This window comes from Halorubrum sp. CGM4_25_10-8A, assembly GCF_005435025.1.
Taxonomy (GTDB): Archaea; Halobacteriota; Halobacteria; order Halobacteriales; family Haloferacaceae; genus Halorubrum; species Halorubrum ezzemoulense.
In genome coordinates, this window is sequence record NZ_SGTX01000005.1 from 73,174 (window position 1) to 83,893 (window position 10,720).

Annotated in this window: 11 protein-coding genes and 1 tRNA gene; 3 read left to right on the plus strand and 9 right to left on the minus strand. The window is 71.0% G+C overall.

Going from position 1 to position 10,720, the window contains the following annotated elements:
• The first annotated feature begins 170 nt into the window (after positions 1-170).
• Both EXE52_RS07660 and EXE52_RS07665 read left to right on the plus strand, forming a co-directional pair.
• A complete protein-coding gene (locus tag EXE52_RS07660; protein WP_049931424.1) occupies positions 171-425 on the plus strand; it encodes a glutathione S-transferase N-terminal domain-containing protein in 255 nt (84 codons plus the stop codon).
• Positions 426-487: 62 nt separating this feature from the next.
• Positions 488-856, plus strand: a complete 369-nt coding sequence (locus EXE52_RS07665; protein ID WP_086219665.1) for a DUF192 domain-containing protein — start codon at positions 488-490, stop codon at positions 854-856.
• 79 nt (positions 857-935) lie between these two features.
• Here EXE52_RS07665 and EXE52_RS07670 read toward each other — a convergent pair whose 3' ends face one another.
• From EXE52_RS07670 to EXE52_RS07690, 6 genes are all read right to left on the minus strand, one after another.
• Positions 936-2,456: a PAS domain S-box protein gene (locus EXE52_RS07670; protein ID WP_089308034.1), complete on the minus strand. Its 1,521-nt coding sequence runs from the start codon at positions 2,454-2,456 to the stop codon at positions 936-938.
• A gap of 86 nt (positions 2,457-2,542) precedes the next feature.
• The gene (locus EXE52_RS07675) at positions 2,543-5,140 is read right to left on the minus strand and encodes a DNA topoisomerase (RefSeq protein WP_089308035.1); all 2,598 of its coding nucleotides are present in this window, start codon (positions 5,138-5,140) and stop codon (positions 2,543-2,545) included.
• Positions 5,141-5,243: 103 nt separating this feature from the next.
• Positions 5,244-5,411, minus strand: coding sequence for a hypothetical protein (locus EXE52_RS18485; RefSeq protein ID WP_167373069.1), 168 nt, complete (start codon positions 5,409-5,411; stop codon positions 5,244-5,246).
• Positions 5,412-5,972: 561 nt separating this feature from the next.
• A tRNA-Ser gene (locus tag EXE52_RS07680) sits at positions 5,973-6,054 on the minus strand.
• A 27-nt stretch (positions 6,055-6,081) separates the two neighbouring features.
• Positions 6,082-6,387, minus strand: coding sequence for a hypothetical protein (locus tag EXE52_RS07685; protein WP_086216841.1), 306 nt, complete (start codon positions 6,385-6,387; stop codon positions 6,082-6,084).
• Positions 6,388-6,768 carry a Rid family detoxifying hydrolase gene (locus EXE52_RS07690; protein ID WP_089308036.1) on the minus strand — a complete coding sequence of 127 codons (381 nt, stop codon included), beginning with the start codon at positions 6,766-6,768 and terminating at the stop codon, positions 6,388-6,390.
• A gap of 123 nt (positions 6,769-6,891) precedes the next feature.
• Between EXE52_RS07690 and EXE52_RS07695 the strand changes: the two genes are divergently transcribed.
• Positions 6,892-7,287 (plus strand): zinc ribbon domain-containing protein, encoded by a 396-nt coding sequence (locus tag EXE52_RS07695; RefSeq protein WP_086219669.1) that lies wholly within the window; start codon positions 6,892-6,894, stop codon positions 7,285-7,287.
• 75 nt (positions 7,288-7,362) lie between these two features.
• On the opposite strand, the gene EXE52_RS07700 is transcribed toward EXE52_RS07695, so the two are convergent.
• The 3 genes from EXE52_RS07700 to EXE52_RS07710 form a co-directional block, all read right to left on the minus strand.
• Entirely contained in the window at positions 7,363-8,175 is an 813-nt protein-coding gene (locus tag EXE52_RS07700) for a molybdopterin-synthase adenylyltransferase MoeB (protein WP_086216838.1), read from the minus strand.
• Between the two features lie 109 nt (positions 8,176-8,284).
• Complete coding sequence (locus EXE52_RS07705; RefSeq protein WP_086219670.1) at positions 8,285-9,667, minus strand: hypothetical protein; 1,383 nt, start codon at positions 9,665-9,667, stop codon at positions 8,285-8,287.
• A gap of 193 nt (positions 9,668-9,860) precedes the next feature.
• Positions 9,861-10,451, minus strand: a complete 591-nt coding sequence (locus EXE52_RS07710) for a 50S ribosomal protein L15e (RefSeq protein WP_049931415.1) — start codon at positions 10,449-10,451, stop codon at positions 9,861-9,863.
• Positions 10,452-10,720 lie beyond the last annotated feature (269 nt).

The window sequence follows — 10,720 nt, forward strand, 5'->3', positions numbered from 1 at the left end:
TCGTCCGACGAACGCACCGTTTTCCCCCGTTTCAACCGAGACCAGCCGAACGGCCGCCGAAGTCGGCTGGCGAGGGGCCGATCCCCGCCCGCTCGCCTTTTGCCCGCCCGTGCGCGCCGCGCACATCGGCGGCCGCACCTCTTTACGGATCCGCGCCCTACGGGGGGGCGATGGCAGATCTCACGCTCTACGAGCTCGAAGGCTGTCCGTACTGCGCGAAGGTGAAGACGAAGCTGTCCGACCTCGGCTTGGAGTACGACTCGATCATGGTCCCGCGCTCGCACAGCGACCGCACCGAGGTCGAGGAGGTCTCCGGACAGACCGGCGTGCCCGTCCTCGTCGACGAGGAGCACGGGATCGAGGGGATGCCCGAGAGCGACGACATCGTCGAGTACCTCGAAGAGACGTACGGCGGCGCGAGCTAACGCTCGGACGCGGGGACGCGAGCCACCGTCGAACGAGAGCCTATTTATTCGCCCGCGGCGAGGTGACCCGCGTGCGACTCGTACACCGTCCCGACGCGTCGGGCGACCGGACCGAGACCGTCCTCGCGAGCGACGTCGACGTCGCCCGCTCGACGCTCGAACAGGCCCGCGGGCTGATGTTCCGGCGGTCGGTCCCCGACGACTACGCCCTCGTCTTCCCCTTCGACGAGCCCGAGACGCAGTGGCTCCATATGCTGTTCGTGCCATTCGCGATCGACGCGGTGTGGCTCGTCGACGGCGAGGTGACGGCGGAGAAGCGGCTCGCGCCGTTCGTGGGACTGGGCCGCGGCCGCGCCGACACCGTCGTCGAGCTGCCGGCCGGCGCGGCGGAGTCGGTGACGGTGGGCGACGAGCTCCGGCTCGCGGAGTGAGGCGCGCGCCGTCTCGCGGAGTCGTGAGCGCCGGAGCGACCTCGGCGTCGACGGGGCGACCGCGTCACCCCCGTCCGGCTCAGTCGTCCGGGCTGAACAGTTCGGTGTCGTCGATCGGCGGCGCATCGGCGACGCGCAGGGACAGCTCGATCCGGCTTCCGCCGGCCTTGCTCTCGGCGATGTCGAGGCTCCCGCCGCCGGCGGTGGCGATCCAGTTCACGTACCAGAGCCCGAGCCCGCTCGCGTGTTCGAGCGGCGTCTCTTCGCCGGTGAGGACGGCGCGCTCGGCCGGGGGGATCCCCGGCCCGTCGTCCGCGACGACGAGGGAGGCCCACGACTCGCTCGGGAGCTCCGCGGCCGAGACCCGAACCCGCGGCTCGTCGGCGTCGTTGTGGCGGATCGCGTTGTCGACGAGCTCGGTGATCGCCTCCGGGAGGAACGCGACCGCCGAGACGACGATGTCGTCCGGGATGTCGACATCGACGGTGGCCCCGTCGAGGACCGCCGGGTCGACCGATTCGAGGGCGGCGTCGACCGCGGGCGCGAGCGCGATCGGTCGCGCCGACGGGCGCTGGGAGAGCAGCCGCTCGACCTTGCGAGAGGTCTCGCCGAGGCGCAACAGCCGCTCGGCGGTGGCGACGACCCGTTCGAGCTGCTCGGTGAGCTCGGGGTCGTCGACGGCCTCGATGGCCTGTCCGGTGAACCCCGTGACCACGTTGAGGTCGTTCCGGAAGTTGTGCCGCAGCACGCGCGTCAACACGGCGAGCCGCTCCTCCCTGAGGGACGCCTCGGTGACGTCCTCGCCGACGCCGACGGCCCCCACGACGCGGTCGCCGTCGGTCACCGGACCGACGGAGAGCCGATAGGGGACGCGTTCGCCGGAGCGGGTGAGGAGGCGCGCCTCGCGGGAGACCGCCTCGCCGTCGCGATACACCCGAGTGAGGGCCTCGCTGATCGCGTCGCGCGTCGCCTCGTCGAACAGCGACGTGAGCGCCCGTCCGGAGAGCGCGTCGGGTGCGTACCCCGTGTCGGCCGCGAGCTCGTCGTTCCACCGCGAGAGCGTTCCCTCCTCGGTACAGCGGAACAGCGCGAGCGGGACGGTGTCGGCGAGCGCGTCGACCAGTCGGCGCTCGGTGTCCCGCTCGGACTCGGCGGCGACGCGGGCGGTGGCGTCGGAGAGTCCGACGACCAGCCACTCGGACCCGGCGATCGTCGCCGTGTGGAGCGCCGCGTCGACCCGGAGCCTCGGATCGCCGAGACGGAGGTCCCACTCGAACCGCTCGGCCGCGTCGGTCGCGCCGTCGGAGCCGGCCGTCTGGGAGGCCGCCGCGGCGGCGACGTCAGCGATCGGCTCGCCGGAGACGGTGACATCGGTCTCGCCGAGGTCCGGGAGGCCCATCAGCGTCAGCGTGCCGCGGTCGTGGCCGACGAGGTCGGCCGCCGGCGCGTTCGCGGCGCGGACGGCCAGCGTGTCCGGATCGCAGGCGAGCGTCGGGGTCGGAACCGCCTCAACGAAGGCTCGGAGGATCCCCGACGGAGCGGCGTCGCCGCTCGACGGCGATCGGTCCTCGGCCGACGAGTCCGGGTCGGGGTCACCCATCTGTCGGTAATCGAGACACTCCGCGCATATGTGTTTGTGGATTTATGAATTGCGGCGGAATCGAACCGGGCGCGGCGCGCCGGCGGTCAGTCCGCTCTGGCCTGCCAGTCGCGAACGGTGTCGGGCCCAACGCCGTCGACGTCGGCCGCCAGACTGTCGGGATCGGCGGACTTGAGCTCGTCGACGCCGTCGACGCCGGCGTCTTTCAGCTTCGCGGCGGTCTTCTCTCCGATCCCCTCGACGGCTTGGAGCTCCGACCCCTCCTGCCGGGCCGTGAACTCGCGGTAGTTACAGATCGGACAGCCCAACTCCCACGGCTCGTCGCCGGAGTGGACGCGGAGGTGCGGGAGGTCGTGTTCCTCGCAGGTCTCGTCGGTGACCTCGATCTCGCCGCGCCGGGGGAGCGGCAGCGAGTAGTCGCAGTCGGGGTAGCGCGTACAGCCCACGAGCCGCGAGCCGGAGCGGAGCCGCTTGACCGCGAGCTCGCCTCCGTGTTCCGCCCCGCAGTCGGGACACGTCCCGATCACCTCGTCCTCCTGCTCGTCGGCCTCGTCCGCCTTACACTGCGGACAGCCGTGGACGAACGTCTTCCGGCCGGCGAGCATCTTCACGTGACGGAGGTCGTGTTCGTCGCAGGTCTCGTCCAAGAGGAGCGGCTTTCCGGTCGACGGGAGCGGGAGGGTGTACTCGCAGTCGGGATAGCCGTCGCAGCCGACGAAGTACGACCCCTGCCGCGACTTGCGGACGAGGAGATCGGACCCGCACTCCGGACACGGGCCGAGGGTCTTGTCCGCCTTCAGCGAGGTCTGGAGGTGGTCGCCGACCGCCTCGCGGGAGTCGGTGAGGTCGTCGAACACGCGCGAGAGCAGCTCGCGGGACTCCGCGGTCACCTCGTCGTACTCCTTCTCGCCGGCCGCGATGGCCGCCATGTCCTGTTCGAGCTGGGCGGTCATCTCCTCGCTCACGATCCGGTCGGCGAACTCCTCCGCGGCCTCGACGACCGCCTCGGCGAGCCGCGTCGGGCGGGGCGGGTCGCTCTCGACGTAGTTGCGGTCGTACAGCTTCTCGATCGTGCGGTGCCGGGTCGCCTTCGTGCCGAGCTGCCGCTTCTCCATCTCCTCGATGAGCCGGGACTGCCCGTAGCGGCGCGGGGGTTGGGTCTCCTTCCCCTCGGTGGAACGGTCCGACAGCGATAGCGTCTCGCCGACCTCGACGTCCGGGACGATCCGCTCGTCGCTGGAGCGGTACGGATACACCTCGTGGTAGCCCGCCTCCAGCAGCCGCTTCCCGTTGGCCTTCAGCCGCAGCCCACCGTCGGCGGCGAGGTCGGCCGGCTTCGCCGCATCGTCGGTGTCGCGGAGCGCGGCGAGCCCGTCGGCGCCCGCGGCGATCGGCGTCGCCTCGCCGTTCGCGAGCGCGACCACGCGCAACCGCTCCCACGTCGCGGGGTCGGCGCAGGTCGCCAGGAACCGGCGGACGATCAGCTCGTACACCTCCCACTCGTCGTCCGAGAGGTCGGCGGCGGCGGGCAGCTCACCCGTGGGGTGGATCGGCGGGTGGTCCGTCGTCTCCTCGTCGCCCTCGGTCGGTTCGATCTCGCGGTCCTCGTCGAGCAGACTCGCGGCGTCCTCGCCGAATGTCGGCGAGTCGCCGAGGTCCGCGATCAGCTCCTCGGGCTCCAAGTCCTCCGGGTACACCGTGTTGTCGGTCCGCGGGTAGGTGACGTAGCCGGCCGTGTAGAGGTCCTCCGCGAGCGACATGGCGCGCTGCGCGGAGTAGCCGAGCGACCCCGCGGCGCGGATGAACGCGGTGGTGTTGAACGGCGTCGGCGGGTCGTCGGTCTGTGTCCGCCGGGTGACGTCGTCGACGGTCGCCCCGTCGGCCGCGTCGAGCGCCTCGGTGAGCGTCTCCGCGACCGCCTCGTCCCAGACGCGCTCGCGCTCGTTGCCCTCGTCGTTCAGGTAGAAGTAGCGCGCCTCGAACGGGTCGCCGCTCGACTTCGCCAGCTCGCCCGTCAGCTCCCAGTACGACTCGGGGTCGAACGCCTGGATCTCCCGCTCGCGGTCGACGATCAGCTTGAGGGTCGGCCCCTGGACCCGACCGACGGAGATGAAGTCGTCTCCAAGCTGGCGCGCGGACAGCGAGAGGAACCGGGTGAGCGCCGCGCCCCAGGTGAGGTCGATTGTCTGTCGCGCCTCGCCCGCGGCCGCCAGCTCGAAGTCGAGGTCGTCGGGGTTCGCGAACGCCTCCTGCACCTCGTTCTCCGTGATCGAGGAGAAGCGGACGCGGTCGACGGGCACGTCCTCGTTCACCTCGCGGACGAGCTCGTACGCCTCTTTGCCGATCAGTTCGCCCTCGCGGTCGTAGTCGGTCGCGATGACGACCCGCGAGGCGTTGCGGGCGAGCCGGCGGAGCGCGGCGACGATCCCCTCCTGCGTCGGCGTCTTGGTGACGGGCGCGTCGATGAGTTCGACCGGCTCCACGTCGCGCCAGTCGTTGTACTCGGCGGGGAAGTCGACGCCGACGACGTGGCCGGAGAGCCCGATACACCGCTTGCCGCCCCACTCGTAGACGTTGACGTCGTTCATCCGCTCCGCGGTCGCGGACTCGCCGCTCAGGATGTCGGCGATACGCCGCGCCGCGTTGTCTTTCTCCGTGATGATTAGTTCGGGGCCGCGACTCATTGCGGCGAGATACGCCGCTCCCGGGTCTAAAGCTTTCGCGACGCGAAATCAGCGGCAGGCGAGGGGTCGAACGACCGGTGAGAAGGGATCGGGACGCGACCGGTCACCGGGCCGCGTCGTCGGACTCGGCGAGGAACTCCGCGTCTGTCGCCTCCCCGTACGGTTCCGGCGGTTCGTCGTCCGCGTCGAGTTCGCGCCGTGCGAGGTGGTTCTCGAGTTGGCGGCGCTTGTTCCTCCCTTTCCGCTCGCGACCCGATTTCGTGTCTGGCATCGTCACCCGTGTCAACAATACCCACACATATGAATCTTGTGTCGGTGTGCGGACGTGTCGAGGCGGGCCGAACCGGACGCTTTCGAAGCAGATTCGGCCGACAGCAGCGGTGTGATAATCAAACACCCACTATATCTGCCAGAGGCTCTCACGAGTTAGTTGCGGTGGCGCGTGCCGACGAGCGCCCGGAGGGCGCGATGTCGCACGCGCGAGGGACGCGGTGAGCGACGGGCGACCGAAGGGAGCCCGGAGTGAACCGCGAGGCTGGGGCGGTGTGAGGTGCGGTGCTGTGTGGTCGCGGCCGCCCCTGTGGAGGTAATCGTCGGCGAGCAATAGGTGTCTGCGTAGAGCCGAGCGGCTGGGGCTTTGGAGGTGATCGTCGCGGCCAGACCCGCCCGTCGCTGTCGCTCCTCGCTCGTTATTGCGACAGTGGAGCGCCAAGAGAGGGATTTGAACCTCAGTCGTTCCGCTCGCTCTGCTCGCTTCACTCCCTGGTTCAAATCCCTCCGTCAGGCTTTTCGACGAACGGGTCGCTTCGCTCGCCGTGTCGTTCGTCGAAAACGCCAGGAGAGGGATTTGAACCCCCGATCCCGGATGGGAACACGCTTTCCAGGCGTGCGCCTTACCACTCGGCCATCCTGGCTCACTCCGTGCTACTCCGGTGCGACTGTTAAGTCCTTCTTTTCGCTCGCAGTCGGGCCTCGGCGAGGTAGGAGAGACCGGCCGACGCGGCCGCGACCCCGAGCGCGACGAGCGCCAGTCCGCCGATCCCGACCGGCAGCGACCCGGGGCCGACGAGCCGGTACCCCTGCGCGAGCACGAGGAAGGCGAACCCGCCGACGGCGCCCCACAGCGCCGCGGACCGCAGGCGAGCGCGCGGCGTGGCCGGGGCGCCGGGCGCGCGGCCGCCGCCGCCGGAACCGGAGGGGTCGTCCCGGTCCGTCTCGGCCCCGCGCCCGCCCTCGCCGTCGGACATCTACTCGACGACGGCGACGGCCTCGATCTCGACGCCGGCCCCCTTGGGGAGCGCGCCCGCTTGGACCGCCGAGCGGGCGGGAGGCGCCTCGTCAAAGTAGTCGGCGTACGTCTCGTTCATCGCGTCGAAGTCGTCGATGTCGGCGAGGAACACCGTCGTCTTGAGCACGTCCTCGGGCCCGGCCCCCGCCTCGTCGAGCACCGCGAGGAGGTTGTCCAGCGCCTGCTCCGTCTGGTCCGCGATCGACGCGTCGGCGAGGAGTTCGCCGTCGGGCGTCAGGGGGATCTGCCCGGCCGTGAACACGAGGTCGCCGTCCGTCGTCGCCTGGCTGTACGCGCCCACCGCCGCCGGGGCGTCGTCCGTGTGGATCGTCTCCTTCATGCGGGTGCGCCTTCGACCGGCGGCCTCAAGAGTACTCTGGAGCGGCCCGCCGACGGGCCCGTCGGAGCGCGGCCGGTGGACTCACCGTCAGACACAAGACTCCGGGATGGTAACATGACACGTATGACGGGTGATCAGCTCGTGCCCCTCGCCGCGATATTCGTCGGCGTGGCGGCGCTCAACCTCGCGGTGACGTGGCTGCTCGTCCGCCGGAACCGCGACCCCGCGGAGCTCTTCGGCTCGGTCGCGGCCCGTTCGTCGGAGCCCGACGGCGACGGGGAAGCGGCCGGTTCGGCGGTCGCACGCGACCGCGGCGCGGCCGGGGGTCCGACGGTCGAGTCAGCCGACGCCGGTGACCCGCCGCCGCTCGACGCCGACGGGGAGACGGTCGTCTGCCGGCACTGCGGCGCTGAGAACCGCGCCGGCTACCGGTACTGCCGGTGGTGCGTGCGGTCGGGATTCGTCGACGACGGCGCCGGCGTCACCGCGGGAACAGCGATGACCGACCGGTCGCTATAAGCTGTCGCGACGGGCGCCCCGACCGCGACGACGAGGAACGGGCCACGTAGACGGCGTCGATCCGGAGTGGACCGCTCAGGCCGCGTCGATCCGACAGCCAGCGGCGTAGTCGATCCCGTCAAGCGTGTCGATTCCGTCGTCGCCGCACACCGGGCAGTCCGGGTTACGCGCGTACGGGACCGTCTCGAACGAGAGGTCCATGGCGTCGTAAAACAGCATGCGACCGACGAGCGGGTCGCCGACGTCTATGATCAGTTTCACCGCCTCCGTCGCCTGGAGACACCCGACCGTCCCGGGGAGGACGCCGAGGACGCCGGTGCTGGCGCAGTCCGGTACCGTTCCCGGCTCCGGCGGCTCCGGGAACAGACAGCGGTAGCAGGGGCCGTCGGGCGAGAGCGTCGTCACCTGCCCCTCGAACTTGTAGATGGCACCGTGCGAGACGGGGACGCCCTCGATTCGGGCGGCGTCGTTCACCACGTACCGGGTTGCGAAGTTGTCCGAGCAGTCGACGACGACATCGTAGTCCGAGATCAGTTCGCGGGCGTTACCCGCGTCGAGTCGCAGGTGGTGGCGCTCGACATCCACGTCGGGGTTGAGGTCGGCGACGAAGTCGGCGGCCGAGTCGACCTTCTGGCGTCCCACGTCGCCGTCGCCGTGGATGACCTGTCGCTGGAGGTTCGAGCGCTCGACGGCGTCGTCGTCGGCGATCCCGATCGCGCCGACGCCCGCCGCCGCGAGGTACTGGACGACGGGCGCGCCGAGCCCGCCCGCGCCGACGACGAGGACACGGGCGTCGAGCAGTCGCTTCTGCCCCTCCGGACCGACGCCGTCCAAGATGACGTGTCTGGAGTAGCGGTCGAGTTGGGTCGCGTCGAGCGAGAGGCTCATGACTTCGACCAGTGCTGGCGCGAATATAATCGTGTTCCCGGCGGCGACAAAGACGCGACGCGGCCGACACTCGCTCCGTCGGCGACGGCTCTGGACCCGACGCCGACGCTTACTCCCCCGACGCGGTCACGGCGTCGGTCATCCAACAGTCGTCGACGCTGCCCAGCGAACTGTTCGTGGTCGCGCTCCCGCCGCCGACCCGGACGAGGCGGAACTCGTAGCGCCCGGTCACGGTGCCGTCCTCGCGCGTGACGACTTCGACTGCGGCGGTCCCGTCGGCGGTCTCCGGCACCGAGTACTCCGCGGTATCGTACGTGAGCATCGGGCCGTACCGGGCGGTCTCGAACAGCTCGACGTACTCGCCGACGGGTCCGACGACCTGCCTGTTCTCCGGCGACGCGAACGCCCGGAGGGTCCGGATGCCGTCGTTCGTCGCGTTGTCGTTGTACCGGAGCGCGTTCATCTGGATCTGGACGACCTGAAGCGCGGACCGCTCGCAGGTCGGGGACAACGCCGTGTTCCGCGCGGCCTCACCGGTCGGGTCGCCGTCGGCGGCCGACACGGTGTTCCCGCCGTCCGAGTCCGTGCCGCTCGCGTCGCCGCCGTCGTCCGTCGACCCTCCCACGTCGGACGGCGAGTCGATCGCCCCGTCGTCGCCGGCGATCCCGCCCGGCCCGCCGATCCCGGCGGCGCCGGCGGCGAACCCGGCCCCGGCCGCCGCGACGAGGAGCGCGACGACCGCGATCGCGGCGACGACGGTCCGGCGGGACGGTCGATCGCTCGCGGCGTCGGCGGTCGAACCGTCGCCCGGCTCACCGCTCTGGGGTGGATCGGGGTCGGAGTCGCTCGGCCGGTCGTCAGCTCGCGACGCGCCGGGCGAGTCGGCGACGTTCCGATCGGTGCGATCGGCGTCGCTGCGGCCTACCGGTCCCGACGCGCCGGCGGCCGTCGCCCCGCCGGCGGGATCACTCGCGTCGCCATCGCCCGAGGCGTCGTCGCCGCTCGCGCTGTCGACGGTCCGGACATCGTCGGTCGCCTCGTCGTCGGTGGCTAGCGATCCGTCGCCGGAATCGGTCGCAGCGCCGGGCTCGGGAGCGACCGCGTCGTACGATGCGGACCGAACGGGGACACCGAGAATCCGGTCCGCGATCTCGTCCGCCGCCGCCGGCGGGACGGCGTACAGGAGCCGCCGTCGGAGGTCCGCCGGAGAGACGACCGTCGAGTCGTCGAGCGTCCCGTCGTCAAGCAGTGAGTCACTCGCGACGACGACGGCGTCGGCCGGGCCGTCGGGGACGCGGCCGTCGGCGGCCGAGGCGACGAGCAGTTCGGTCCGCTGGTCCCCGTTTCGCACGGTCACTCGGGGCGGATCGGCGTCGGCCGCGTCGGCGGTCGCCGCGTACGCGTCGGCGACGAGCGTCGCGAGCGCGTCCGTGTCGAGCGACCTGAGCGCGGTCGCGAACGCGTCGGGCGGAATCGGGGTGGTCCCGGTCACGTGGCGATCGCCATGACTACAGTTGGTATGTGACGCGGTATCTTTGCTCTTGCGCCGCCGGCGTCCGGGGCGCGACGGCGGAGAGCGTCGGGAGCGTTAGACGACGAGCCCGTCGGGGGACGGGGGCGACGAGCGGCGCGTCCGCTCGGCGACGCGGTCGGTGAAAAACGAGAACCGAACGTCGACGGCGGCGTTACTTGCCCTGCCGGTCGTTCGAGGTGACGCTCGGGCGCGTCTTCTCGGTGCCCTTGCCGCGCTTGCGCTGGCCGCGGCCCTTGGTGCCGGCGGAGGTGAGCCCGCGGTACGCGCGACCCTTGTGGTCGTCCGAGCAGATCCAGTTCAGGTCGTCGTCGTTCTCGATTGCGGGGTGGGCGGGGTCCACGAGGATGACCTCGTGCCACTTCTGCGAGCCGTCCTCGCCGACCCAGTAGGAGTTGAGCACGCGGAGGTTGCGGTACTTCCGCGAGGCGCGCTCCTCGGCGATGCGCTGGATCGACTTGCGCCGCGAGACGCGGTTGACGCCCTGGCGCTTCGAGCGGCGGCCGGCCTTGAAGCGCTGCTTGCGCGAACCGCCCTTGCGGACGCTCACGCGGGCGACGATGACGCCCTGCTTGGCCTTGTAGCCCAGCTCGCGGGCCTTGTCCAGCCGGGTGGGGCGCTCGATGCGCTCGATGGCGCCCTGGTCGCGCCACTCCTGTTTGCGCTGCCACTGCAGCTCAGCTAGTTTCCCCTCCTTGGGGGACCGCCACGCCTCCTTGATGTGCGAGTAGAAGCTTCGTGCCATTGTTGTCCGCGGACGGTTGCGATTCAGCCGCGAGGGGCCACATGTCGTCTCGTCCCGGGGCGCGCGGCGGTCGGTCCGACCGCGGCCCCGGCGGCGAGTGCCCGCTGTGTCCGCACCAGCGAGTTGACGGAAATATCCGCGGTTCACTCTTAACCGCTTCGCTCCGCGGGTCGCGTGGGTTGCGGTCGCACGGGTTCGGCGAGACGTTCGGTCCGAACTGACGGGCGAGATATTCGGTCGGGACGCACAGTCGACGGGCGCGGTCGGAA

Excerpts from the sequence above, each read along its gene's own strand:
- EXE52_RS07660 (WP_049931424.1), top strand. The coding sequence starts at position 171 with ATGGCAGATCTCACGCTCTACGAGCTCGAAGGCTGTCCGTACTGCGCG.
- EXE52_RS07670 (WP_089308034.1), bottom strand. The coding sequence starts at position 2,456 with ATGGGTGACCCCGACCCGGACTCGTCGGCCGAGGACCGATCGCCGTCG.
- EXE52_RS07675 (WP_089308035.1), bottom strand. The coding sequence starts at position 5,140 with ATGAGTCGCGGCCCCGAACTAATCATCACGGAGAAAGACAACGCGGCG.
- EXE52_RS18485 (WP_167373069.1), bottom strand. The coding sequence starts at position 5,411 with ATGCCAGACACGAAATCGGGTCGCGAGCGGAAAGGGAGGAACAAGCGC.
- EXE52_RS07685 (WP_086216841.1), bottom strand. The coding sequence starts at position 6,387 with ATGTCCGACGGCGAGGGCGGGCGCGGGGCCGAGACGGACCGGGACGAC.
- EXE52_RS07690 (WP_089308036.1), bottom strand. The coding sequence starts at position 6,768 with ATGAAGGAGACGATCCACACGGACGACGCCCCGGCGGCGGTGGGCGCG.
- EXE52_RS07695 (WP_086219669.1), top strand. The coding sequence starts at position 6,892 with ATGACGGGTGATCAGCTCGTGCCCCTCGCCGCGATATTCGTCGGCGTG.
- EXE52_RS07700 (WP_086216838.1), bottom strand. The coding sequence starts at position 8,175 with ATGAGCCTCTCGCTCGACGCGACCCAACTCGACCGCTACTCCAGACAC.
- EXE52_RS07710 (WP_049931415.1), bottom strand. The coding sequence starts at position 10,451 with ATGGCACGAAGCTTCTACTCGCACATCAAGGAGGCGTGGCGGTCCCCC.